Source organism: Rhizobium sp. 01T437, assembly GCF_056398505.1.
Genome location: NZ_JBFTPM010000008.1, coordinates 195,030 through 220,069 on the forward strand (window position 1 = coordinate 195,030; position 25,040 = coordinate 220,069).

At 60.2% G+C, this 25,040-nt stretch carries 25 protein-coding genes; 14 read left to right on the forward strand and 11 right to left on the reverse strand.

Going from position 1 to position 25,040, the window contains the following annotated elements; all coding sequences use genetic code 11:
- Positions 1-25: 25 nt before the first annotated feature.
- A complete protein-coding gene (locus AC1DM5_RS18690; protein ID WP_477820169.1) occupies positions 26-487 on the forward strand; it encodes a molybdenum cofactor biosynthesis protein MoaE in 462 nt (153 codons plus the stop codon).
- On the opposite strand, the gene AC1DM5_RS18695 is transcribed toward AC1DM5_RS18690, so the two are convergent.
- Positions 488-1,384: a branched-chain amino acid ABC transporter permease gene (locus tag AC1DM5_RS18695; protein ID WP_477820170.1), complete on the reverse strand. Its 897-nt coding sequence runs from the start codon at positions 1,382-1,384 to the stop codon at positions 488-490.
- Positions 1,385-1,451: 67 nt separating this feature from the next.
- On the opposite strand from AC1DM5_RS18695, the gene AC1DM5_RS18700 reads away from it, so the two are divergent.
- Both AC1DM5_RS18700 and AC1DM5_RS18705 read left to right on the forward strand, forming a co-directional pair.
- Positions 1,452-2,000, forward strand: a complete 549-nt coding sequence (locus AC1DM5_RS18700) for a CGNR zinc finger domain-containing protein (protein WP_477820171.1) — start codon at positions 1,452-1,454, stop codon at positions 1,998-2,000.
- Positions 1,997-2,503 carry a hypothetical protein gene (locus tag AC1DM5_RS18705; protein WP_477820172.1) on the forward strand — a complete coding sequence of 169 codons (507 nt, stop codon included), beginning with the start codon at positions 1,997-1,999 and terminating at the stop codon, positions 2,501-2,503. The genes AC1DM5_RS18700 and AC1DM5_RS18705 overlap by 4 nt, the downstream gene beginning before the upstream one ends.
- 82 nt (positions 2,504-2,585) lie before the next feature.
- On the opposite strand, the gene ndk is transcribed toward AC1DM5_RS18705, so the two are convergent.
- Positions 2,586-3,008, reverse strand: a complete 423-nt coding sequence (gene ndk / locus AC1DM5_RS18710; RefSeq protein ID WP_477975407.1) for a nucleoside-diphosphate kinase — start codon at positions 3,006-3,008, stop codon at positions 2,586-2,588.
- An 80-nt stretch (positions 3,009-3,088) separates the two neighbouring features.
- The gene (locus tag AC1DM5_RS18715; RefSeq protein WP_477820174.1) at positions 3,089-3,778 is read right to left on the reverse strand and encodes a glutathione S-transferase family protein; all 690 of its coding nucleotides are present in this window, start codon (positions 3,776-3,778) and stop codon (positions 3,089-3,091) included.
- A 264-nt stretch (positions 3,779-4,042) separates the two neighbouring features.
- Between AC1DM5_RS18715 and AC1DM5_RS18720 the strand changes: the two genes are divergently transcribed.
- The 4 genes from AC1DM5_RS18720 (at position 4,043) to AC1DM5_RS18735 (ending at position 8,824) form a co-directional block, all read left to right on the forward strand.
- On the forward strand, positions 4,043-5,095 hold the full coding sequence (locus AC1DM5_RS18720; RefSeq protein WP_477820232.1) for a GGDEF domain-containing protein: 1,053 nt from the start codon (positions 4,043-4,045) through the stop codon (positions 5,093-5,095).
- Between the two features lie 93 nt (positions 5,096-5,188).
- Positions 5,189-7,075, forward strand: a complete 1,887-nt coding sequence (locus AC1DM5_RS18725) for an ABC-F family ATP-binding cassette domain-containing protein (protein ID WP_477820175.1) — start codon at positions 5,189-5,191, stop codon at positions 7,073-7,075.
- 196 nt (positions 7,076-7,271) lie between these two features.
- Positions 7,272-8,198, forward strand: coding sequence for a Gfo/Idh/MocA family protein (locus tag AC1DM5_RS18730; protein ID WP_477820176.1), 927 nt, complete (start codon positions 7,272-7,274; stop codon positions 8,196-8,198).
- Between the two features lie 74 nt (positions 8,199-8,272).
- Positions 8,273-8,824: a GrpB family protein gene (locus tag AC1DM5_RS18735; protein WP_477820177.1), complete on the forward strand. Its 552-nt coding sequence runs from the start codon at positions 8,273-8,275 to the stop codon at positions 8,822-8,824.
- A 9-nt stretch (positions 8,825-8,833) separates the two neighbouring features.
- Here the strand turns inward: AC1DM5_RS18735 and AC1DM5_RS18740 are convergent, their stop codons facing one another.
- Positions 8,834-9,283, reverse strand: coding sequence for a DNA polymerase III subunit chi (locus AC1DM5_RS18740; protein WP_477820178.1), 450 nt, complete (start codon positions 9,281-9,283; stop codon positions 8,834-8,836).
- Complete coding sequence (locus tag AC1DM5_RS18745; RefSeq protein WP_477975409.1) at positions 9,280-10,773, reverse strand: leucyl aminopeptidase; 1,494 nt, start codon at positions 10,771-10,773, stop codon at positions 9,280-9,282. The genes AC1DM5_RS18740 and AC1DM5_RS18745 overlap by 4 nt, the downstream gene beginning before the upstream one ends.
- Before the next feature lie 140 nt (positions 10,774-10,913).
- Between AC1DM5_RS18745 and AC1DM5_RS18750 the strand changes: the two genes are divergently transcribed.
- The 7 genes from AC1DM5_RS18750 to rsmA all read left to right on the forward strand — a co-directional run bounded on the left by AC1DM5_RS18750 (position 10,914) and on the right by rsmA (position 19,399).
- The gene (locus AC1DM5_RS18750) at positions 10,914-11,687 is read left to right on the forward strand and encodes a phosphatase PAP2 family protein (protein ID WP_477820180.1); all 774 of its coding nucleotides are present in this window, start codon (positions 10,914-10,916) and stop codon (positions 11,685-11,687) included.
- Between the two features lie 99 nt (positions 11,688-11,786).
- A complete protein-coding gene (locus AC1DM5_RS18755; protein ID WP_477820181.1) occupies positions 11,787-12,968 on the forward strand; it encodes an LptF/LptG family permease in 1,182 nt (393 codons plus the stop codon).
- Complete coding sequence (gene lptG / locus AC1DM5_RS18760) at positions 12,965-14,053, forward strand: LPS export ABC transporter permease LptG (protein ID WP_477820182.1); 1,089 nt, start codon at positions 12,965-12,967, stop codon at positions 14,051-14,053. The genes AC1DM5_RS18755 and lptG overlap by 4 nt, the downstream gene beginning before the upstream one ends.
- Complete coding sequence (locus AC1DM5_RS18765; protein ID WP_477820183.1) at positions 14,053-16,407, forward strand: LPS-assembly protein LptD; 2,355 nt, start codon at positions 14,053-14,055, stop codon at positions 16,405-16,407. Before lptG ends, AC1DM5_RS18765 begins: the two co-directional genes overlap by 1 nt.
- 187 nt (positions 16,408-16,594) lie before the next feature.
- Positions 16,595-17,536: a SurA N-terminal domain-containing protein gene (locus AC1DM5_RS18770; RefSeq protein WP_477820184.1), complete on the forward strand. Its 942-nt coding sequence runs from the start codon at positions 16,595-16,597 to the stop codon at positions 17,534-17,536.
- A 7-nt stretch (positions 17,537-17,543) separates the two neighbouring features.
- Entirely contained in the window at positions 17,544-18,572 is a 1,029-nt protein-coding gene (pdxA, locus tag AC1DM5_RS18775; RefSeq protein WP_477820185.1) for a 4-hydroxythreonine-4-phosphate dehydrogenase PdxA, read from the forward strand.
- Positions 18,572-19,399 carry a 16S rRNA (adenine(1518)-N(6)/adenine(1519)-N(6))-dimethyltransferase RsmA gene (gene rsmA / locus AC1DM5_RS18780; RefSeq protein ID WP_477975411.1) on the forward strand — a complete coding sequence of 276 codons (828 nt, stop codon included), beginning with the start codon at positions 18,572-18,574 and terminating at the stop codon, positions 19,397-19,399. Before pdxA ends, rsmA begins: the two co-directional genes overlap by 1 nt.
- 98 nt (positions 19,400-19,497) lie before the next feature.
- Here rsmA and gmk read toward each other — a convergent pair whose 3' ends face one another.
- From gmk to fabG, 6 genes are all read right to left on the reverse strand, one after another.
- Positions 19,498-20,160 (reverse strand): guanylate kinase, encoded by a 663-nt coding sequence (gene gmk, locus AC1DM5_RS18785; protein WP_477820187.1) that lies wholly within the window; start codon positions 20,158-20,160, stop codon positions 19,498-19,500.
- A gap of 3 nt (positions 20,161-20,163) precedes the next feature.
- On the reverse strand, positions 20,164-21,051 hold the full coding sequence (locus AC1DM5_RS18790; RefSeq protein ID WP_477820188.1) for a YicC/YloC family endoribonuclease: 888 nt from the start codon (positions 21,049-21,051) through the stop codon (positions 20,164-20,166).
- A gap of 16 nt (positions 21,052-21,067) precedes the next feature.
- Entirely contained in the window at positions 21,068-22,288 is a 1,221-nt protein-coding gene (mltG, locus tag AC1DM5_RS18795; RefSeq protein WP_477820189.1) for an endolytic transglycosylase MltG, read from the reverse strand.
- A 118-nt stretch (positions 22,289-22,406) separates the two neighbouring features.
- Entirely contained in the window at positions 22,407-23,669 is a 1,263-nt protein-coding gene (fabF, locus tag AC1DM5_RS18800; RefSeq protein ID WP_113184548.1) for a beta-ketoacyl-ACP synthase II, read from the reverse strand.
- Positions 23,670-23,763: 94 nt separating this feature from the next.
- A complete protein-coding gene (locus AC1DM5_RS18805; protein WP_003547058.1) occupies positions 23,764-24,000 on the reverse strand; it encodes an acyl carrier protein in 237 nt (78 codons plus the stop codon).
- A 286-nt stretch (positions 24,001-24,286) separates the two neighbouring features.
- Positions 24,287-25,024 carry a 3-oxoacyl-[acyl-carrier-protein] reductase gene (gene fabG / locus AC1DM5_RS18810; RefSeq protein WP_007820098.1) on the reverse strand — a complete coding sequence of 246 codons (738 nt, stop codon included), beginning with the start codon at positions 25,022-25,024 and terminating at the stop codon, positions 24,287-24,289.
- Positions 25,025-25,040 lie beyond the last annotated feature (16 nt).

The window sequence follows — 25,040 nt, forward strand, 5'->3', positions numbered from 1 at the left end:
ATCCCGCCGGGCGGAGGAGCCTGCTGTGACCATTACCCCTACCATCCGCGTCCAGCGCGAGGATTTCGATCTGCAGGCGGAAGTCGACCGGCTTTCCAAAGGCAAGCCCGGCATCGGCGCAATCGTCACATTCTCCGGTCTCTGCCGCGATGAGGGCGGGACACTGTCGGCGCTCGAACTCGAACACTATCCCGGCATGGCCGAAGCGGAGATGGCCCGCATCGGCGAACTTGCCATCGAGCGTTTCGGGCTCAGCGGCCTGACCGCCATCCATCGCTTTGGGAGGATCGCGGCCGGCGAGAACATCGTGCTGGTCGTCGCGGCAGCGCCGCACCGGCAGGCGGCCTTCGACGGTGCGAGCTTCGTCATGGATTTCCTGAAGACATCCGCCCCTTTCTGGAAGAAGGAACACGGCAAGGATGGCGGCGCCGGCGACTGGATCGCCGCAAAGGATGCCGACGACACTGCGCGCGACCGCTGGAAATAGTCAGAGCACGACGCGCTCACGCCTGCTCAGCACCAGCAGGAACACCAGCAGCGAGAAGATGGCGAGATCGCGCCAGATGAAGGAACCGTAGGCGCCCCAGAGCGTCTCGACGAGCGCCAGGCCAGCGGCACCACCCGCCGAGCGCAGCGGATCCGAATAGCCGCCGACGGCCGCGATCAGCAGCACCTTGAGGCCGAACATCAGCCCGGCGCCGAAATCCATCGACCCGTAATAGAAGGTCGCAAGTATGCCGCAGCAGGTGGCGATCAGCGCCGCCGCCCCATAGGACACCAGGAAGACACGGCTGGCGCTGGTGCCACAGAGTTCGGCGGCGAGCGGATCGTCGATGACGGCGCGCCAAAGGCGGCCCCAGGCGGTGCGCTTCAGGATCAACGCACCGATCGCAATGATCGCGCACATCAGAACCGTATCCAGAAGCTGGATATAGGTGAGTGTCACCTTGAAGGTACCGTCGCTCCAGAAGGTCACGTTGTCATTCAAGAGCGGCGGCAGCCAGATGGCGCGGGTATTAGCGGCAAGGCGCGCCGTCTCCATGAGCACGATCATCATGCCGAGTGCGGCGACAATGACCGTGTTCGGCGATTTGCTGGCGAGCGGCTGCATGACGAAGCGGCCGATCCAGACCCCTGCCCCCACAGAATAGATCAGTGAGGCGCAGACGCCGATCGATATCGCCGCCGGCAGCACCAGCCAGAGGCGGTTATAGGCCATATCCGTGAAGAGCAGCAGGATCTGGCCGGCAAAGGCGATAATCGCCCCATAGGTGATGTCGGGGCGCTTGGTGACACCGAAGGCGATCGAATAACCGAAGGCAAGCGTGGCGTAGAGCGCTGCTAGCGGCACCGCATTCGCCAGTTGCTGCAGAAGATAAGCCATTCAGTTACTCCAGATCGACTTAAAATAATAACTGGCAAAATGTGTTTTACCAGTTATATTTTTTCCCATGAGCTTCTCCTGGACCCCTCACCGTTTTTCAGGCGGCGCATTGGCGCTCGATGTCGCCAACAGCGTCATCCTGCGTCACGATACTGCGCGCCGCATCGACCGCTTCGAGGCCGAAGGGCAAATGGAGCGTTTCCCCGAAGCGGCGCAGGAATTCTGCGCCGAACGGGCACTTTTCGGCGACATAGTGCCGGTTGGAGCGCAGAATAGAGCGAACTTCATCGAACTGCGCGAAGCGACAGACCGCTATTTCCGCCGGCGCGCGCTCGAGGGCAATGACGACCGGCTTCTTGCCGAACTGCTGGAAGCGCTGGCGCGCACGCTGCGGGGTGCCGCGGAAAAGGGTCTCGATGCGGCGACGGCCCATTCGGTTCTGCGGCTGATCGCCATGTCCGATCCGGAGCGGATGAAGATTTGCGGCAATTGCGGCTGGTTGTTCATCGACCGCAGCAAAAACAAGAGCCGGGCCTGGTGCGACATGGCCGTCTGCGGCAACCGCGCCAAGGCTAACAGGCATTACCGGAGGAAAAAGAAGGAGGAGACGCCATGAAGCGGCGCTCGATCATCACGGCCCTTGCGGCAGCGGGGCTCGTGCTCTCAGCCTGCCAGCGCGAGGCCGAAAGCATGCTGGAAGTGACGGGCCATCTCTTCGTCTTCAACTACCGCGTCGCAAGCGCCACTTATCTGCTGACGCTGAAGAAGACGGCGCCCATTCCCGATGGGTCCACCATCATCGCCGAATTCGAAAACCCGCAGGGCGGAGCGCCACTGGTGCTGAACCAGAAGGTGTTTCCGATGGAGGACAAGATTTCGGTCCAGAGCGAGAACCTGCATTGCGTGCGCAAGGACCGGCCCTATGCCGTCACCGTCAGGCTGGTCGACAAGGATGGCAAGCTCTTGCAGGAGCTGAAGACCCAGTTCAAATCGGATCTCGACCAGACGGTTCTGCCGAGCAAGCCGTTGGTTCTCGGTGCTGGTTATGAGAAGAACCCGGAAGTTTTCAAACCGGACGGGTCGACGGATTTTTCGAATACAGACAAGTGCCCGGCCTGAGCCTTTGAAACAAAAAAGCCGGGACGAGCCCAGCTTTCATGAGTCAATTCAATGCATTCCGAGGGAATGCTTCGTGGCTGAATCAGCCGACGATTTCGGTGTCGGAGAACCAGTACTTGATTTCGTCGGCAGCCGTTTCCGGAGCGTCGGAACCATGAACCGAGTTTTCGCCGATCGACAGAGCATGAACCTTGCGGATCGTGCCTTCGGCAGCGTTTGCCGGGTTGGTTGCGCCCATGACTTCGCGGTTCTTCAGGATGGCGCCTTCGCCTTCCAGGACCTGAACGATGGTCGGGCCGGAGGTCATGCCTTCAACGAGTTCGCCGAAGAAAGGGCGTTCCTTGTGAACGGCGTAGAAGCCTTCTGCTTCGCGCTTGCTCATCCAGACGCGCTTGGAGGCGACGACGCGCAGGCCGGCATCTTCGAGCATCTTGGTGATAGCGCCCGTCAGGTTGCGCTTCGTTGCATCCGGCTTGATCATCGAGAAGGTGCGTTCAATCGCCATAATTCGGGTCCTCATACTCAGGGAAAAGTGGGCGGTCTTTACCCGCCTCACCGCCCGAAAACAAGGGGGCTCCGGCAATTTCACGCCGCTGTCACAGTCCGGCCCCGGCTTTCATGAAGATCGAGGCAGCGTTCGAACCAGGCCATGACGGGGTCGTCAGGGGCCAGCATGGCGAGGCCTGCGGCGATGCGCAGCCATTGCAGCGCACCAAAGACGATATAGTCGGCAAAAAGCGGGCTCTCGCCGCCGATGAAGGGTTGGAAGCGTAGCATGTGGCGCATCGGCTCCAGCTTGGCGGCAAAGGCCTCCCTCTCCGCGTCGCGACCGGCGGCGAAATCCTCCAGCGGCTTGCCCAAGCGGCTTTGGCGACTGACGCGGAAATAGGCCTTGTCGCCCTCATCGAGAATGGAATGAATATCGAGAAGCGCGATCCGCATGATCGCCGGATGGATGATCATCTGCGAATAACCCTCAACCATGCGCGACAGGGCCTTGCCGCCCTCGCCACCGAAAAGCGACGGACGGTCCGGATAGGCATCTTCCAGGTAAAGGGCGATATCGAAACTGTCTGATATCAGCCGGCCATTGTCATCCAGGACCGGCACGGTCTTGGAGAAGCCGCCGCCGATATCAACAATGCGGCTGTAGGTCGTCGGAACCTCTTCGAAATCGAGACCCTTATGGGCGAGCGCCATCACCGCTTTCCAGCAATGCGGCGAGAAGAAGTGACGCTCGTCGGCGCCGCACAGGGAGTAGAGAGCTCTGGTCATGGCCGTCCTTTCGCAATCGCAACGAGTTCATTCCACGCCAGAAAGCGGGCGCGATCAAATCAGGAATTTTCATGGCGCCCATCGCGTCCGTTGCTGAAACGAACACGGCCATTTCCGATCGGGACGCAGCAAGAGTGCATTAACCGGTTTTGCGGCTTCCCGCCCCATAAGCTTTGAAAATTCAATGTCTCTTAAAAGCTTCCCTGCATAGCGGAAGCAGAAGAGCCGATGGCCAAGAGAACCAATGGCAATGAGGGGATCGTCATGCCGACTGCCGTTGCAAATGCATTGAATGCGCGCGAGGCTACCCGGCCGATGCCGGCTGCCGATATCCAGAAGGTCGCTCAGCATATGATGCGGCTCAATGTGGCGGGCCTGCCACGCAATTATGAACTGTTCCACGAGGCACTGATCGGCCTGAATGCCGGGTTGGCGCAGGATATCGCAGCCCTCGGTTCGCATCCGCAGCAGGAAGCCTTGGACGAACTCGGCCTGCGCTACCGGCTCGTCGGCCACTACGGGCTGGCGGGCGACCGCTCGCGCAACGAGGCAAGCCGCATGCTTAAGGAAACGGCGGAGCGACTGGCCGAGGGGCGCCTGCATCACCAGGCCTTTGCGCGCGCCTGCGAGACCATCCTCAAATCCGTCTCGGGCCAGCAGGAGCACCAGAGCCTTGCCGATTTCATGGCCGAGGTCGAATATCTCGCCGCCTCGCTTTCGGCCGTCCTTGCAGCAGAACGAACGATCGGCACAAAGCTGGAAGAGGATATCGAGCGGCTGACGGCGCTGGAGCGCGGCATTTCCGCCGTGCAGGCGGCTGCTATCACGGACAAGATCACCGGCCTGCCGAACCGTATCGGGCTCAATCGTGCGCTCGACGACCTCTATGGTCAGGAAGAGGGTGCGGCCGGCAGCGCGCTGATCATGATCGACATCGATGATTTCAAGGAGCTTACCACCCGCTACGGCGCGCAGACCGGCAACAAGCTTTTGAAGAAGCTTGCCGGCCTCTTCCGCAAGACGGTGAAGAAGAACGATTTCATTGCGCGCCTGGAGGCCGACGAATTCGCCTTCCTCTTTGCCAATGTCGGCATGCAGGATGCATTGGCGATCGCCGAGCGGCTGCGCGGTTCCGTCGAAGACAATCTTGTTTTCGCAGCGTCGGACACTTCGGATGCAAGCGGCTTGACGATTTCGGTCGGCGTGGCGTTGAGCGGCGATGCGGCCACACCCGGTCAGCTTCAGGCCAATGCCCGCGTGGCGCTGCTTGCCGCCCAGTCCAATCCGCGCCTGCCGGTGCAAGCCTTCGGCCGGTAAGGCGTTCGGCTATGCGCTATTGATGGCAAACAGTGGCCAACACGCCGCTGATCCATCTTGCCTTGGCGGCGGCTTTCGGCCAAAACCGCGCGCATGATCACGATTTCAGACATTTCCGCCCGCATCGCCGGCCGCCTGCTCCTCGACCACGCCAGCGTCTCGCTGCCGTCAGGCACTAAGGCCGGGCTCGTGGGGCGCAACGGCGCCGGCAAATCCACCCTCTTCCGCGTCATAACAGGCGATCTGGGAGCCGAAAGCGGGACAATATCGATCCCCAAGAATGCGCGCATGGGTCAGGTGAAGCAGGAAGCTCCGGGAACGGAGGATTCGCTGATCACGATCGTGCTTTCCGCTGACAAGGAACGCGCCGCCCTGCTGACCGAGGCGGAAACGGCAACCGATCCGCATCGCATCGCCGAAATCCAGATGCGCCTCGTCGATATCGACGCCCATTCGGCGGAAGCACGCGCCGCCAGCATCCTCTCGGGCCTTGGCTTCGATCAGGAAGCGCAGGCCCGGCCCGCATCCTCCTTCTCGGGCGGCTGGCGCATGCGCGTGGCGCTCGCCTCCGTGCTCTTTACCGAGCCGGACCTGCTGCTGCTCGACGAGCCGACCAACTATCTCGACCTCGAAGGCACGATGTGGCTGGAGGATTACATCCGCCGCTATCCGCACACGGTCATCATCATCAGCCACGATCGCGATCTGCTGAACAACGCGGTCAATTCGATCGTGCATCTCGACCAGAAGAAGCTCACCTTCTACCGCGGCAATTACGACCAGTTCGAGCGGCAGAAGGCAGAGGCCGACGAGTTGCAGATGAAGGCCAAGGCGAAGAACGATGCGGCGCGCAAGCACCTGCAGAGCTTCATCGACCGCTTCAAGGCCAAGGCCTCCAAGGCGAAGCAGGCCCAATCGCGCGTCAAGGCGCTGGAGCGCATGGGCACGGTCGCGGCCGTGATCGAGGACCACGTTCAGCCGATCACCTTCCCCGAACCCGAAAAGCAGCCGGCCTCGCCGATCGTCGCGGTCAGCGGCGGCGCAGTCGGCTACGAGCCCGGCAAGCCGATCCTCAAAGGGCTCAACCTGCGCATCGACAATGACGACCGCATCGCCCTGCTCGGCTCGAACGGCAACGGTAAATCGACCTTTGCGAAATTCATCTCGGGACGGCTGGCGGCCGAGAGCGGCGAAGTGCGTCTGGCGCCGGGCCTGAAGATTGGTTTCTTCGCGCAGCATCAGCTCGACGATCTCGTACCGAATGAGACGCCTGTCGAACATGTGCGGCGGCTGATGCCGACAGAGCCCGAAGCCAAGGTGCGCTCCCGCGTGGCGCAGATGGGCCTTGCGACCGAGAAGATGGCGACGGCCGCGAAAGACCTCTCGGGCGGCGAAAAGGCACGCCTGCTGATGGGGCTTGCCGCCTTTTATGCACCGAACCTGTTGATCCTCGACGAGCCGACGAACCATCTCGACATCGACAGCCGCCGCGCGCTGATCGAGGCGCTGAACGATTATGACGGGGCGGTTATCCTGATCTCGCACGACCGGCACCTGATCGAAGCGACCGTCGACCGCCTCTGGCTGGTCAACAACGGCACGGTGACGAGTTTCGAAGGCGATATGGAAGAATATCGCGACCTGATCGTCGCTTCCGGCAAAAAAAAAGACGACGAAAAGCAGAAGCAGTCTGAAGACCAGTCCTCGAAGGCCGACCAGCGCAAACTGAATGCGGACAAGCGCGCCTCGCTCGCCCCTCTTAAGAAAAAGATCAACGAAATCGAATCCTTGACGGGCAAGCTGGAGAAACTGATTCAGGCACTTGATGCGGAACTTGCGGATCCTGCGCTCTATGAAAAGGCGCCCGCCAAGGCCGCCGAAAAAGCCAAGCAGCGCGGCGAAACCGCCGCCAAACTCGCTGCCGCCGAAGAGCAATGGCTGGAGCTCTCCGCTGAATATGAAGGAGCCATGGCGAGCTGAGGCGCCGCCGGCGGAAGTCACTGTCTGGAGATACTTTGCTGCGGCGCAAGAATTTTCGCGGTCATCAAGAGCTAGACAATTACCCAAAAATCGCGTCGTCTGTTCTCAAAGACCAGACTTGTCCGCGGACCGCTTTCTGATAAAACGGCGCGCAATAAGTCATACTTTTAGCGAAACACCGAACGCGAGCTTTACAATGTCAGCCATCAACCTCGCCATCGTCGGCGTCGGCAAGATCGTCCGCGACCAGCACCTCCCCTCCATCGCCGCCAATGCCGATTTCAAGCTGGTGGCGACGGCAAGCCGCAACGGTACGGTCGACGGCGTTGCCGCCTATACGTCGATAGACGACATGCTCGACGCCGAACCATCGATCGATGCCGTTTCGCTCTGCATGCCGCCTCAGTATCGCTATGAAGCTGCCTACAAGGCGCTGGCCGCCGGCAAACACGTCTTCCTCGAGAAGCCACCGGGCGCGACGCTGAGCGAAGTGGAAGATCTGGAGGACCTCGCGACCAAGCAGGGTGCGACGCTGTTTGCGAGCTGGCATTCGCGCTATGCAGCTGCCGTCGAAGCCGCCAAATCGTTCCTCGCCTCGACCGAGATCAAGAGCATGCACGTGATCTGGAAGGAAGACGTGCGCCACTGGCATCCGAACCAGGAATGGATCTGGCAGGCCGGCGGTCTCGGCGTTTTCGATCCGGGCATCAACGCGCTTTCGATCGTCACGCATATCCTGCCGAAGGCGATGTTCCTCAGCGCCGGCACGCTGGAATTCCCTGAAAACCGTGATTCGCCGATTGCTGCCGACCTGCATTTCCGCAATGTCGACTACGTTCCCGTTCACGCAGAATTCGACTGGCGCCAGACGGGCAAGCAGAGCTGGGACATCATCGCTGAGACGGCAGCCGGACAGATGGTTCTTTCCGAAGGCGGTTCGAAGCTCTCGGTCGACGGCGAACTGAAGTTCTCTGCGCCGGAAGCCGAATATCCGTCGCTCTACCGCCGTTTCGCCGAGCTCATCAAGGCCGGCAAGTCGGATGTCGATCTGGCGCCGCTGCGCCATGTCGCCGATGCCTTCATGCTCGGCAAGCGCAAATTCGTCGAGGCGTTCTACGACTGATCGGCCTCGCGGGCAGATGCCATTGTGCCTGCGGAATGCTAGAATAGGAAAACGAAACGTGAGGGACGTTTTCCATGCAGCAGGAGCAGGATGAATCGTTTGGATTGGGCGTCCCACATCTGGCGGTGAGGCTCGCCGACCCCAATGCCAAGTGGCGGCAGGCCTATCTGCTGGAAGAGGCCAGGATCCGCGACGCGCTTGGCCCTCTGGCAATCGATATACAGCACTTCGGCAGCACTGCCATTCCAGGCATCAAGGCGAAACCGATCATCGATATCCTGATCGGCATTCGCCGCCTTGATGACGGACTTGCCTGCATCAAGCCCATGGAAGCGATCGGCTACGACTATGCCGGTGCCGACATCGTACCCGACGACCATCTCTTCGGCCGCGGTGTCACGGGCGAGACGCGCACGCATCTCGCCCATGTCGTCGAATATCAGGGCTTCAACTGGAGGCGGAACATCTTCTTCCGCGACAGGCTGCAAGGCGATCCAGCCCTTGCGCTGGCCTATGAAGAACTGAAGATCGGCCTCGCGGAAAAATATGCCGAAAGCCGAGCCGCCTACACGGGAGCGAAGAAGGATTTCATCAACAGGGTTCTGGCGGAAGCGGGCCTTGCCTGACGATCGAGGTCAGGCCTTCTTCTCCCACCGCCCTTCCGGCGTCTGCTGCCAATAGGTGAGGTTATGCCCCTCGCCTTTCAGCTTCTTCCACTGGGCGCGCGCGCCTTCAAGCTGCTCCTGATCATAACCGTCGAACATGAAGACGATCCGCTCATAATCCGCGACGGCCGGCGGCTCGGCGCCATCGACGATGAAGCGGACGGTAGCAGCATTCGGATTGTCAGTCGAAACCGTCAGGAGAACCGGCTGATCCCCGGCGAAATCGGCCTCATCCGTGCCATGCGGCAGAAAGCTATCCTCCCGATAGGTCCATAGATGCTGATCCAGCGCATCGCGCCGCGCAGCCTCCTTCATCTGGACGACGACGCGCCAGCCGCGCTCGACACTCTTGTCGAGCAACGGCGGAAGCGCGTCTTCCAGCTTCGATTCCGTCAGATGGTAGAAGAGGATTTCCGTCATCGTGTTTCGTAGTTCGAGCGGACCAGTTCATCAAGCAGGCGCACGCCGAAACCGGAGCCCCAGGACTGGTTGATCTCGTCCTGCACCGAGCCCATGGCCGTGCCGGCGATATCGAGATGCGCCCAGGGCGTATCCTGCACGAAGCGCTTGAGGAAATGCGCCGCGGTGATGGAACCGGCGAGACGACCGCCGGTATTCTTCATGTCGGCGAACTTGCTGTCGATCATCTTGTCATATTCCTTGCCAAGCGGCATGCGCCACAGCTTCTCGTTCGTGACGAGACCGGCGGCCGTCAGCTGCGCCGACAGCGGATCGTCATTCGAGAAGAGACCCGCATGGCTGTTGCCGAGCGCGACCATGATGGCGCCTGTCAGCGTCGCGAGATTGATCATAAACTGTGGCTTGAAGCGGTCGTTGCAATACCAGAGCGCATCGCAGAGCACGAGGCGGCCTTCCGCATCCGTGTTGATGATCTCGATCGTCTGGCCGGACATGGAGGTGACGATGTCGCCCGGACGCTGGGCGTTGCCATCAGGCATGTTTTCCACAAGGCCGATGATGCCCACGACATTGACCGGCGCCTTGCGGGCGGCAAGCGTGTGCATAAGGCCGGTGACGGCAGCCGCACCGCCCATATCGCCCTTCATGTCTTCCATATTGGCAGCCGGCTTGATCGAGATGCCGCCGGTATCGAAGACGACGCCTTTGCCGATGAAGGCAATCGGCCGATCCTTGCTCTTGCCGCCCTTCCACTGCATGACAGCCAGGCGCGGCGGGCGCACGGAGCCTTGGGCGACGCCGAGCAGCGCGCCCATGCCGAGACGGCGCATTTCGCGCTCGGTGAGGATTTCCACCTCGACGCCAAGCTTCTCGAGCTCCTTTGCCTTGGCCGCAAATTCGATGGGGCCGAGGACGTTCGGCGGCTCGTTGACCAGGTCACGAGCGAGATTGACGCCGTCGGCAACCGCTTCGGCATCGGCGAAGGCCTTCTTGGCCGCAGCCGCATCGGCCGTGACGATCGTCACCTTGACCGACTTCGCCTGCTTCTCCTCGTCGTCATTCTTCTTCGTCTTATAAGTATCGAAGCTGTAGGCGCGCATCAGCATGCCGAGAGCGAAATCGGCCGCAGCCTTGGCGCTGACGTCTGCGCCCGGCGCATCGATGAAGATCGTCGCTTTCTCAGTATTCTTGATCCGCGAGGCAGCGCTGCCGCCGGCCTTCAGCCAGTCGTGGACGGTCAGGTCTGCCGGCTTTCCAAGACCAAGGACGACGATGCGTTCGACAGGCGCACCCTCGGGCGCCACCAGATCGAGGGCAGCCAACGACTTTGCCGAAAAGCGCGCAATCTTCGACGCCTTAGCGATCACTCCCGCCGGATCGGCAATATCGGCCCCAGCCGCGGTGTCGGCCTCGGACGTCTTCAGAAGAATCGCGAGGCCGCTGCTGAGCTTTGCCGATTTTGAGAATGAAATTTCGAATTTTGCAGACATGTCTTCTCCGATGGGATTCATGAAATCCGTTCCAGGGGATAATTTCGCGTTTGACGGGTCTGTCAATGGCCGGCGACAGTTGTTATGTTCCTCGCGGCCGCCCGGCCAAAAGGTTTTCGTCAGTTTCGTAGATGTTTGCGTTGACAGTTTTTTCGAAAAATCGATGGCGGGGTCCGGCAGTTCGCCTGCCGCAAACGGCATTCGGCGTCTTTGTCCTGCTCTTCTGGGTGTGGTGGCTGCTGCTTGCCCTGTTCCGCGCCTTTCCCGGGATAGACATTTATTTTTCCCAGCTTTTTTTCGTGCAGGCGGCCTGTGACGCATCGGCCCCGGCAACCGAGATCTGCGGCTCCTTCCCCTATCGGAGCGAGGCGATCCTCGGTCTGTTGCGCACGCTCTTCTTCTACGTTCCCTATGTCGTGACCGCGGTCATGCTGTGGAAACTGGTCGAGTGCTATCAGCAGCATGGCGCTACATTCAACGCGCCGCGCGCCCGCGACCTGAAGGTTGCGCTCGGCACGCTGCTGATCGGTCCCGTTCTTCTCGTCAATGTGATCCTCAAGGAACATTGGGGTCGGCCGCGGCCAGTGCAGACGGATTTCTTCGGCGGTACGCTGCATTTCGCAGAAGCCGGTTCATTGGCCGGCAAGTGCGTCTCGAACTGCTCCTTCATTTCCGGCGAGGCGGCGAGCGCGGGCTGGCTGTTCTGCCTGCTGATCTTCGTTCCGAAGTCGATACGTTATGCGCTTGTGGCACCCGTCGCCGCCGTTTCCATCCTGACGCCTGCGATGCGGCTCTCCTTCGGTGCACATTATCTATCCGACGTCGTGCTGGGATGGCTTTCTTCGGTCGTCATATTCGCGGCACTGATGGCACTTGCTGAGTCGCCACGGCAACAAAAAAATTCTGAAATTTGAATGAATTTTTGACACTGACTTGTCGCAAAACAGAGACAAACAGCGTAGAGGGAATCTCCTGCTGATCATATCGACCTGCAGGCGCGTTCAAGGGCGAGCATGAAACTACTCGAGACATATATATTGCGGCGTGTTGGCCAGATGTTTCTCGTGGCCCTGCTCCCAGTACTCGCGATCATCTGGACCACCCAGGTCCTGCAGCGCATCAACCTGGTGACCGACAGCGGCCAGTCGATCGGCTCCTTCGCCACGCTTGCGACGCTGATCCTGCCGTCGATCATTCCCATCGTGCTGCCCTTTGCACTCGTCATCGGCATTACCCAGACGCTGACGACGATGAACAATGATTCCGAGCTGACCGTGATCGATGCCGCCGGCGCCCGCCGCAGCATCCTGGCGCGGCCGATCCTGCTGCTCGCGATCCTCATCAGTGTCTTCTCGTTTTTCGTCGACAATGTTGTCGAGCCGCGTGCGAAGACGGTCGTGCGGCAGATGATCGCCGCGACCTATGCCGATCTTCTTTCGTCCGTGATCGAGGAGAAGACCTTCCGCAAGATCGACGAAGGCCTCTATGTGCAGATTTCGCAGCGGCTTGCCGGCCGCATGCTCAAAGGCCTCTTCGTCGCCGACGAGCGCGATCCGAATAACGAGCTCATCTATTATGCGCGCGAAGGCGCCGTGGATGATATCGGCACGTCGCTGATCATGCATGATGGCGAAGTCCATCGCAAAACGCCCGATGGAAACGTCTCGGTCATCAAGTTCGATTCCTATTCCTTCGACCTTTCGGATATGACGGAAAATAACGGCCAGGCGACGCTTCGCGCGAGCGACCGCGATCTCGCCTTCCTGCTCAATCCCGATCCGAAAGATCCTGATTACATCGCCAAACCCGGCAGCTATACCGCCGAGCTGCATCGCCGCCTGACCGACTGGATGCTTCCCTTCGTTTTCGCGCTGTTCTCGCTCGCCATAGCCGGGGATGCGCGATCGCACCGCGAGGCACGCATGCATCCGATGATCGGCGCACTGGGCCTCGCATTCGTCCTGCGCTGGGCGGCGTTCTACGTTGCCAACCAGATCGACAAGAGCACGATCTACATCCCGATCCTCTATGCGATCCCGATCGTGACCAGCCTGGTTTCGATTATTTTCCTGAACATGCATAAGCGGCTCGCCATGCCGCTTGTCGTCAGAAATCGCACCTCGACGATCTGGAAGCGCGCGCAGAAGCGGGTACTTGCCGCGACGAACCGGACCGGCGGAGGCGCTGTGCGATGATTTTCGGGACATTGTCGCGGTATTTCTTCCGCCGGTATGTCGTAACCACGATGTGGTTCCTGATCGGCATGAGCGCCATCACCTTCCTGCTGGACTTCAGCGAGACGGCAAGCCGCATCTCTAATTTCCCCGGCTATACGCTGGGTGGTGCTGTGCTGCTCACCGCCGTTCGCCTGCCGTTGATCCTGCAGCAGACCATCCCCTTCGTGGCGCTGTTCGTCGGCATCACCGTGCTGATCGGCCTCAACCGGAAATATGAACTCGTCGTCACCCGTGCGGCCGGCATCTCGGTCTGGCAGTTCATGCTGCCTTTTATCGCGGGGTCCTTGATTCTCGGGGTGCTGACGGTGGTGGCGCTCAATCCGCTCGCCGCCTGGGGCCAGAGGCAGGCAACACAATTCGAAACGGCCTGGCGCGGTCAGGACAATGCCATGATCAGGGCACTGCAGGTTCCGTGGCTGCGCCAGATCAGCGGCCGGGACGATGTCATCATCGGCGCCAAGACCGTGCTGGAGAACGGCACGCTGCTCATGGACGTCGTGCTTGTCCACTTTGATTCCACCGGTCAGGTCATTCTGAGGCAGGATGCCTCATCCGCCAAATTGGAAGATGGTTACTGGCAGCTTAACAACGTCGTCGAACGCAAGCCTGGGGAAATCCCAGTGCGTAAGGCTACGGAGCAGCTTCGTACCAATCTGAAGCAAGACTTCATCAAGGAGCGGCTGACAGCGCCGGAAACAATTGGTTTCTTTGACCTTTCCAACCGTATCGCTGCCGCCAAATCCTTCGGGATATCCACGAAGGCGCTTGAGACTCAATTCAACTCTCTGCTGTCGCAGCCGCTGCTCTTGGTGGCCATGACTCTCATTGCTGCAACAGTGTCTCTAAAATTTAGCCGGTTCAACCAGTCACGCTCTGTGATTCTGGGTGGAATCCTTTCAGGCTTCATGCTTTATGTCGTCACCGTGCTTGTAAAGGCATTTGGAAGCAGCGGTGTCGTGCCGCCGTTTGTGGCGACTTGGATACCAGTGGTCGTGGCGCTCGCTTTAGGCGCGACGATCCTGCTTCATCAGGAGGATGGCTAGTGGCGGTAGGCGACCGCAAGGTGTTTAGTAAACAGTTGGTTGCCCTGCTCTTAGGCGCAGCTCTGTGTTCCTATTTCGAGAGTGCCCCGCTGGCCTATGGCCAGCAGGCCAATACCGGCATGCCTGCAATCGGCCAGAATATCTCGCCGGATGCGAAGCTGATGCTGTCTGCGAACGAGCTTGTCTATAATAAGGACCAGGAGCTCGTCTCTGTGATCGGCGGCGTGCAGATCAATTACGGCGGCTACAGGCTGGTCGCCCAGAAGGTCGACTATAACCAGAAGACCGGCCGCATGATGGCGACCGGCAACATCGAGATGGTGACGCCCGACGGCAACCGTATCTATGCCGACAGTCTCGACGTGACCGACAATTTCGCAGACGGCTTCATGAATGCGCTGCGAATTGAGACAAGCGATAATACCCGCCTCGTTGCCGAAACCGGCCAGCGAGTCGGCGGTACGCAGATGATTCTCAATAAAGGCGTCTACACGGCCTGCTTGCCCTGCGCCGAAAAGCCCGAACGCGCGCCCTTCTGGCAGGTCAAGGCCGAACGCGTTATCCAGAACAGTGAGAAGCACACGATCCGCCTTGAAAAGGCGCGATTCCAGCTGCTTGGCCGTTCTCTCGTATACTTGCCGTGGATCGAAGTCCCCGACAATACCGTGAAGCGCAAGTCCGGCTTCCTGTTCCCGTCGATGAGCGTTTCACAAAATCTTGGCTACGGTCTGTCCGTTCCCTATTATTACGTCATCTCCCCGAGTTCGGATTTCACCGTCACGGGCACCGGCTATACCTCGCAGGGCTTCCTGCTCGAGGGCGAATATCGCCGCCGCTTCGAAAACGGCACGATGACGATGCACCTCGCCGGCATCGATCAGATGAACCCCGGTAATTTCAGCGAAGGTACAAGCGATGCCGAAGCTGAACAGCGCGGCATGGTCGCATCGGCGGGGAACTTCAGGATCAATCCCCGCTGGACCTTCGGCTGGGATGTGATGGTGCAGAGCGACAACAACTTCTCACGCACCTACAAGATCGACGGTTACGACAACACGCCGCATGCCAACACCGTCTATCTGACGGGTCTCGGCAAGCGGAATTACTTCGACCTGCGCGCCTTCTATTTCGACGTACAGGACGCCGACAGTAACAGCACCGCGGAAAAGCAGCAGGCGATCGTCTATCCGACGCTTGACTATCACTATGTCGCGCCGCAGCCACTCGCAGGCGGTGAGCTTTCTGCAGATGTCAATCTCACCAATATTTCGCGCACCCACGACGACTTCTACAACGTCGCGGGCTTCGACCGCTTCCGTGGCCTGGAGGGTCAGACCACCCGCTTGAGCACGGAACTGCAGTGGAAGCGCACCTTCGTGACATCGACCGGCCTGGTGATCACACCGTTGCTCGCGGCACGCGGCGATGCTTTCGCGCTCAACATGGAAAGTCCGGTCGATGCCAACGGCATCCCCTATGCCGGCAACTATCTCGACGACAACGCGGCAACGCGCGGAATGCTGACAGCCGGGTTGGAAATGCGCTATCCGATCCTGTTCACGACGAGCAACAGCACGCATGTTCTGGAGCCGATCGCGCAGATCTATGCGCGGCCAGACGAGCCGCTTGCAGGCCGGCTGCCGAATGAAGATGCGCAGAGCTTCGTCTTCGATGCGACCAACCTTTTTGATCGTGACAGGTTCTCCGGCTACGACCGTATCGAGGGCGGCACGCGCGCAAACCTCGGCTTCCAGTATACCGGCACCTTCGACAGCGGCTACAAGCTGCACGGCATCTTTGGACAGTCCTATCAGCTCGCCGGTCAGAATTCGTTTGCGACCGACGACCTCGTGAATGTCGGCGCCGATTCCGGCCTTGAAACCGACCGTTCCGACTATGTCGGACTGGGCGGCATCGAAATGCCTTTCGGTCTTTCCGTTGCGGCTTCCTATCGGCTGGACGAGAAGGATTTCTCGTTCAATCGCGGCGATCTGACCACGGCCTATCAGAACGATACTTTCTCGGGCCAGGTCACCTATACGCACGTGAGCGCCCAGCCGGCATATGGCTTTGCCGAAGACCAAGACGAGATTCAGACAAACGCCAGGGTCAAGTTCAAGGACTATTGGTCGATCTTCGGCGGCATTGCCTGGGATCTGAACAACGATGTCGTCACCAGACGCACGCTCGGCATTTCCTATCAGGACGAGTGCACGATCTTCACCATCGCCTATACGGATGCCCGCGATACGTCGGATCAAACGGCAAGCGACTGGACGATCGCTGCCCGCCTGACCTTCCGCACGCTCGGCGATATCAGGCTGGGCACGGGTGACGCTGCGAATAACCTCTGATGACAGATGGACGGCCGGAGATTTCCGGCCGGGCCATTCTTTCGCCGTAAGCCTGTGTAGGACATTGCGACCAGTCGTTATGTGAGACATAGGGTGTCGCGGAGCAAGAGAGGCGATTTCCGCTTGTCTCAGTGTATGGTAAGAACGCCGCGCGCTGGATCGTACGGCGCTATCGGGAGGTCAACAGATGATTGACGCGAAGAAAACCATAACCACGCTTATTGCAGGCGCAGCCTTCATGCTCGCTGCCTTCAGTACACCTGTCTTCGCCGCCAGCGAAGTCAAGGCGGTGGTAAACGGTACCGCCATTACCAGCGGCGATGTCGCAAAGCGACAGGCCTTCATGCGCCTGCAGCGCTTGAAACCCGATGCCAAGGCCGCCGAAGAACAGCTTGTCGACGAGGCGCTGAAGCGGCAGGAAGTCTCTCGCGTGCGCATGTCCGTCTCGCAGGACGACGTCAACGCCTCCTTCGCTCGGTTTGCCGCCAGCAACAAGCTTTCCGTTGAGCAGATGGGGCAGATCCTCGATCGCGCCGGCGTCGGCGTCGATCATTTCAAGAACTTCATTGCCGTGCAGATGAGCTGGCCGCGCGTCGTCAACGCGCGTTACGGCTCCAGCGCACGCCTATCGAATTTCGACCTCGTCAACCGCATGATGCAGAACAACAAGCAGAAGCCGGTGACGACAGAATATATGCTGCAGCAGGTCATCTTCGTTGTTCCCGCATCCAAGCGCAACGCGATCACGGCGAAGCGCAAGAGCGAGGCTGAGGCGTCACGCTCCAAATACCCGGGCTGCGATCAGGCAAAGACTTTCGCCGCCACAATGCGGGACGTTTCGATCCGCGATCTCGGCCGCATGCTGGCCCCGGAAATTCCGGCGGACTGGAAGGATCTGGTCATAGGAGCCAAGGGCAACACCACGGCTACGCGCGTGACCGACAAGGGCGTGGAATATCTCGCGATCTGCAGCCAGCGCCAGGTCTCGGATGACCAGGCGGCTGAAATGGTGTTCCGTCAGGAAGACCTGGACAAGGCAAAGGCAGACAAGTCCGCGGCGCCGGAAAACGAAAACGCCACCAAATATCTGGATGAACTGCGTAAACACGCGCAGATCATCTACCGCTGATCTCTTCATGGCGACACCGTTTTCGCGACCGCTTGCACTGACGCAGGGCGATCCTGCCGGCGTTGGGCCTGATATCACGCTCATGGCCTGGCTTCGCAGACGCGAGCTTGGACTGCCGCCGTTCTTCCTGATCGGCGATCCCGATGTGCTTGCGGTTCGGGCACGAAAGCTCGGCCTCGACGTTCCCCTGCGCAGCATCGGCAACACAGCGGAAAGCCTCGGTGCATTTGCGGACGCGCTGCCAGTCATACCGATACCGGCTGGCATCGATGTCGCAGCCGGAGAGCCGCATGTCTCGACGGCAAAGGGCACGATCGCCTCGATCGAAGCCGCTGTGGCGCTCGTCATGCAGGGCGAAGCGCTTGCAGTCGTCACCAATCCGATCGCCAAGTCGGTGCTCTACGAGGCAGGATTCAAATTTCCAGGCCATACGGAATTCCTTGCCGATCTTGCCATGCATGCGACCGGTCAGTCTGTCATGCCCGTCATGATGCTTGCGGGACCGAAACTGCGCGCCATTCCTGTCACCATCCACATTCCGCTCAAGGATGTGCCGCAGGCGTTGACGCTCGGCCTGATCGTCGAAACCTGCCGGATCGCAGACAGGGATCTGAAGCAGCGGTTCGGGATCGCGTCTCCGCGTCTGGCCATTGCAGGGCTCAATCCACATGCGGGCGAAGGCGGCGCAATCGGCAAGGAGGATGAGACCATCATCCATCCGGCGGTCCAGATCCTTCGTGACGAGGGTATCGATGCGATCGGTCCCCTCCCCGCCGACACGATGTTTCATGACGAAGCGCGCGCGCGTTATGACGTTGCCGTCTGCATGTATCACGATCAGGCGCTGATCCCAGCCAAGGCGCTCGGCTTCGACGATTCCGTCAATGTGACGCTCGGCCTTCCTTTCGTGCGCACCTCCCCCGATCATGGCACCGCCTTCGGCATTGCCGGCAAGGGACTTGCCCGCGAGACGAGCCTCGTTGCCGCGCTGAAGCTCGGCGCGCAGCTTGGCCGAACTGCGGAAAGCCGTCTTTAATGGCTGCACTCGACGGGCTGCCGCCGCTTCGCGAGGTTATCCAGCGTCATGGGCTCGACGCGCGCAAGGCGCTCGGGCAGAACTTCCTGCTCGATCTCAACCTGACGCAGAAGGTTGCCCGCACTGCCGGCGCGCTTGACGACGCGACAGTCTTTGAAGTCGGCCCCGGTCCCGGCGGCTTGACGCGGGCCATCCTGGCGCTCGGTGCGAAGAAGGTCATCGCGGTCGAGCGCGATGCACGCTGCCTGCCGGCTCTCGCCGAAATCGCCGACCATTATCCCGGACGGCTGGAAGTCATCGAGGGCGATGCGCTGAAGACCGATTTCGAGGCGCTGGTGCCGGAAGGCCCAGTGAAGATCATCGCCAACCTGCCCTATAATGTCGGCACCCAGCTTCTGGTAAACTGGCTGCTGCCGAAGGCATGGCCGCCCTTCTGGCAATCTCTGACGCTGATGTTCCAGAAGGAAGTCGGCGAGCGGATCGTCGCCTCCGAGGACGACGATCACTATGGCCGCCTCGGCGTGCTCACGGGATGGCGCACACATTCCCGCATGGCATTCGATATACCGCCACAGGCTTTCACGCCGCCGCCGAAGGTCACCTCGACGGTGGTCCACCTGACGCCGAACGAAAACCCGATCCCATGCTCTGTCGCCAATCTGGAGAAGGTGACGCAGGCAGCCTTCGGCCAGCGCCGCAAGATGCTGCGCCAGAGCCTGAAGCCGATCGGCGGGGAAAGCCTGCTCGTCAAAGCCGGCATCGATCCGGCTAGGCGCGCCGAGACGCTGTCGGTGGAAGAATTCTGCCGGCTAGCGAACAGCCTTTAGGGCATTTCCGTTTTTCTTCGAATCACGGGAATGCTCTATCGCTTTGTTTTCACGCAATTCCGGACGCAAAACCGCTGCACGCTTTTGCTGGAATTGCTTTAAAGAACCGGCGTTTCTTCCAGCAATTCGCGGACGAAATCGAACATGCCGTGGCGACGGTCGCGGCGCAGTCGCTCGGCCTTGACAATCGACTGTACCGCATCGAAGGCAGCGTTCAGGTCATCATTGATGATCACGTAATCATACTCGCGCCAGTGAGAGATCTCGGCACGGGAATTGGCCAGGCGCGTCTGGATGACCTCCTCGGAATCCTCGGCGCGGCGATGCAGGCGGGATTGCAGCTCAGTCATGGTCGGCGGCAGTACGAAGATCGAGACCACATCGGCCTGCATCTTCTGCTGCAATTGCTGAGCGCCCTGCCAGTCGATATCGAACAGCATGTCGCGGCCTTCGGACATGGCCTGCTCAACCGGCTCGCGGGGCGTGCCGTAGAAATTACCGTGAACCTCGGCCCATTCCAACAGAGCATCGGAATCGCGCAGCCGCTCGAATTCCCGCACGCTCTTGAAATGATAGTGAACGCCTTCCACTTCGCTCGGCCGGCGCTGGCGTGTCGTGACGCTGACGGAAAGGCCGATCTGCTTGTCCGTTTCCAGGAGCGTACGCGCGATGGTGGATTTACCGGCGCCCGAGGGCGACGAGATGACCAGCATCAGACCGCGACGGGCGATCTGGATGGGCGAGATTTTCGCCGGGCTCATGTCCTACTCCAAATTCTGGACCTGCTCGCGGAACTGATCGATCACCACCTTCAGCTCGATGCCGGCTGCGGTGACGGCCGATGCGTTCGACTTCGAGCAGATTGTATTCGATTCTCGGTTAAATTCCTGTGCAAGGAAATCGAGCTTTCGGCCAACCGGGCCACCTTTTGTCACGAGATCGCGGGCGGCAGCGACATGGGCCTTCAGCCGGTCGATCTCTTCGCGCAGATCCGCCTTGGTTGCGAGCAGCGCTGCTTCGGCGTGCAGCCGGTCACGGTCGAGCCCGCCGGCTCCTTCCATGAGGAGCGCCACCTGCGCGGAGAGCCTTGTCGCGATCTGCTGCGGCGAGCGCGAGGGATCAGCCTCGATCGTGCTTGTCAGAGCTTCAATCATCGCGACATGGCCGAGAAGCACACGCGCGAGTGCTGCTCCCTCCTGCTCACGCATGGTCCTGAGATCGGAAAGAGCAGCCGTCAGTCCCGACTGGATATCGGCATCGCGCGCGGCAACCGTCTCTTCGCTGTCCTGCGTCTCGCGGAAATCGACGAGGCCGCGGATGGAAAGCAGGGTATCGAGCCTCAGTGGCGCTGGATCGATAAGACCTTCCAGCTTGTCGCGCATGGTGAGAACGGCAGCGAAGGCATCCTGATTGAGCACGGCTTCAAGCTGGCTTTCGCCTGTCGTCAGCGCCAGTGTGGCCTGCAGATTGCCGCGGCTGAAATTCTCGCCGGCAATGCGGCGAACATCCGTTTCGAGGCGCTCCAGACCGGGCGGGAGGCGGAGGCGGAGATCAAAGCCCTTGCCGTTGACCGAACGCAGTTCCCATGCCCAGCGCCAGCGGTCGGTCGTTCCCTCGCGCCGCGCAAAACCAGTCATGGACTGCAATGCCATCAAAGGCCTCCCGATATCAGTTGATCTTCTTTTTCTTCGGCGGAACCGCGGATGTATTGTCCGCAGGCTGGTCTTCCGGCTGTCCGTCGACGACAATTTCGGGATCGGCGCCCTTGTCGGCTTCCAGCTTACGCCAGCGCTTGACGTTGACGTTGTGGTCTTCGAGCGTTGCCGCAAAGACGTGACCGCCGGTGCCATCGGCAACGAAATAGAGGTCCTGCGTCTTCCAGGGATTGGCGACAGCTTCCAGCGCGTCTTTGCCGGGATTTGCGATCGGCGTCGGCGGCAGGCCCTTGATGACGTAGGTGTTGAAGGGCGTCTCTTTCTTCAGGTCCGACTGATAGATCGGCCGGTCTGCGGGTTTACCATCGCCACCGAAGAGACCGTAGATGATGGTCGGATCGGACTGCAGACGCATGCCCTTGCCGAGACGGTTCAGGAAGACGGAGGCGACATGGGCGCGCTCATCCGGCACTCCCGTCTCCTTCTCGACGATGGAGGCGAGCGTGACGAACTCTTCCTTGCTCTTCAAAAGCAGGGACGGATCACGCCGTTCCCAGATCTGGTCGACCAGCTTCTGCTGGGCGGCGGCCATCTGGTCGATGATCTCGGACCGCTTGGTACCGCGCGAGAACTTGTAGGTATCGGGCCGCAGGCTGCCTTCTGCCGGCAGCGCGGCAGGCAGGTCGCCTTCGAGCACCGGATCGTCCAGCATGCGGTCGAACATCTGTCGCACCGTCAGACCTTCGGGGAAGGAAACGGAATAGAGGATCGACTTGCCCGATTTCAGAAGCTCCATGATCTCGTTCATGGATGCATGCGCCTTGATCTCGTATTCACCCGCCTTGAGGCTTTCGCCGGCGCTCAGATGCGTCGCGGTCAGATAGCGGAAGACGCGCGCATCCGAGATAATGAGATTGCGCTCGAGATTCGTGGCGATTTCCGCGAGGCCTGCGCCATTGCGGACGATGAAGTTGGTGTTCGTCTGCAGCGGGCCGGGGTTCTGATAGGCGGTGATGGCGTAGTAAAAGCCAATGAGACCGGCGATGCAGACGACCACCGCCATGGTCATTACGAAATTCAGGAAGAGGACGACCTGGCTGCGCGCATTCCTGGAGCGCTTCGGCGGCTCGGGAACACGTTCCGGGCGCAGGGCTTCGCTCGGCGATTTCGGGATGATCGGTCCCTTCTGCGCCGGCTGGCCGTTGTCGCTGCTCTGGTTGGTCGTATCGCTCACCGGCAATCCTCTAAAACTTGGCCCCCGCTTCGCTATTTCGCGAAGTAATGCGGCAAAAACAGGTTCTGCCGCGCTTCATGACGCCGTTTGACGTTCGCCCGTGCTCGTGAACCGCCTGTTACGCGACGTAGCGGCGCAACACGAGCGATGCATTCGTGCCGCCGAATCCGAACGAGTTGGATAGCGCCACGTTGATTTCTCGCTCACGAGCCTTGTGCGGAACAAGATCGATCGCGGTCTCACGCTCTGGATTGTCGAGATTGAGCGTCGGAGGGGCGACGTTATCCCGAATTGCGAGGGTCGTGAAGATCGCCTCGATGGCGCCGGCAGCACCGAGCAGGTGGCCGGTCGCGGATTTGGTCGACGACATCGAGATCTTAGACGCCGCATTACCGACCAGGCGCTCGACAGCACCAAGCTCGATCGTATCGGCCATGGTCGAGGTGCCGTGAGCATTGATATAGTCGATATCGGCAGGCGTCAGGCCGGCGCGCTTCAGCGCCATGGTCATGCAGCGGAACGCGCCGTCGCCGTCTTCCGACGGAGCAGTGATGTGGAAGGCATCGCCGGAAAGCCCGTAACCAACCACTTCGGCATAGATCTTGGCGCCGCGTGCCAGCGCATGGTCCAGCTCTTCGAGAACCACGATACCGGCGCCCTCGCCCATGACGAAACCATCACGGTCCTTGTCATAGGGGCGCGATGCCTTCTGCGGGTCGTCGTTGTGCTGCGTCGACAGCGCCTTGCAGGCGGCAAAGCCGGCAAGCGAAATGCGGCTGACCGGGGATTCCGTGCCGCCGGCAACCATGACATCGGCATCGCCGAGCGCGATGAGGCGGGCAGCATCACCAATGGCATGCGCACCGGTGGAGCAGGCCGTGACGACCGAATGGTTCGGGCCGCGCAGCTTGTGGCGAATGGAAACCTGGCCGGAGACGAGGTTGATCAGTCGGCCTGGAATGAAGAAAGGAGAGATGCGGCGCGGGCCCTTGTCGCGCAGCGTATAGCCGGCTTCGACAATGCCTTCGATGCCGCCGATGCCCGAGCCGATCAGCACACCTGTCGCGATCTGGTCCTCATCGGTTTCGGGATGCCAGTCGGCATCCTTGAGCGCCATGTCGGCGGCGGCCATGCCGTAGATGATGAAGGGGTCTACCTTGCGCTGTTCCTTCGGCTCCATCCAATCATCAGCATTGAAGGTACCATCAGAACCATCGCCGACGGGAATGCGGCAGGCAATCTTGGCAGGGAGATCATCGACCTCGAATTCGGTCACGAGGCGGGCGCCGTTTGCTCCCGCACGCAGGCGGGACCAGGTGATTTCTGCTCCGCATCCCAAGGGCGATACCATGCCGGTACCTGTTATGACGACCCTTCTCATCGACTGCTTTCCCCCCGTCTGTTATGTTTTATGGAGAAACATGCACAAAAGAAAAGGGCGGACTCTTGGCCCGCCCTTTCTCGAATGCGCAGAATCAGGCCTGAGCCTTTTCAATAAACTTCACGGCATCGCCAACCGTCAGGATCGAGTCAGCGGCATCATCGGGGATTTCAACGCCGAATTCTTCTTCGAAGGCCATGACCAGTTCGACCGTGTCGAGCGAGTCTGCGCCCAGATCGTCGATAAAGCTGGCGCTCTCGACGACCTTGTCGGCATCGACGCCAAGATGATCAATAACAATTTTCTTTACGCGTTCTGCGATATCGCTCATGTCGGTTTCCTCGACCTTATGTCCTGATCGGAGCGTCATTCTGACACCCCTACCCTGTTTCAGCCTGCGATGCTTTCAGACATCCTCGGCAAACTCGTTTACCCGGCTTTAGAGAAGTCCCAGGCTTGCGAAAAGCCCACCGGTCCGTCTGCTTTTTTCGGGACGACTGTTGACAGTCATGGCCCGCTTAACATGCTTTAAGTCTGCCGCAAAGCCAGAAAATCAACCGTTCGTGATTGCTCAACACGCTATTGGCGGAAATCGGCGGCTGCGGCAGCTAATCGTTTCAGATCATGGCCATGCCACCGTTTACGTGCAGGGTCTGACCCGTCATATAGGCCGCTTCCGAGGAGGCGAGATAGACGACTGCAGACGCCACTTCGGCGCCGGTTCCCATACGCTTCATGGGGATCGCGCCCATGATCGTTTCCTTCTGCTTTTCATTCAGCTTGCCGGTCATGGCGCTTTCGATAAAGCCCGGAGCAACGCAGTTGACCGTCACGTTGCGGGTGGCGATTTCCTGCGCCAGCGACTTCGAGAAGCCGATCATGCCGGCTTTGGAGGCGCAGTAATTGGCCTGGCCCGGATTGCCGGTGACGCCGACGATCGAGGTGATGTTGATGATGCGGCCATACCGGCGGCGCATCATCGGATGGGTGAGCTCGCGTGTCAGGCGGAAGGTCGCCGTCAGGTTCACTTCGAGAACGGCATCCCAGTCCTCGTCGCTCATGCGCACGAAGAGACCGTCCTTGGTGATGCCGGCGTTGTTGACCAAGATATCGACGCCTTCGAGATCGGCTTCCGCCTTCTGGCCGAGAGCCTTCACCTCGTCGCGATCCGACAGGTTCGCCGGGAAGATCTTGACGCGGTCGCCGAGTTCGTTTGCCAAAGCCTCGAGCTTTTCGACGCGGGTACCGTGCAGGCCGACAATGGCGCCCTGCTTATGGAGAAGGCGGGCGATTTCTTCGCCAATGCCGCCCGATGCGCCGGTGACGAGAGCCTTGCGGCCGGAAAGATCGAACATGGGAACGTTCCTTATA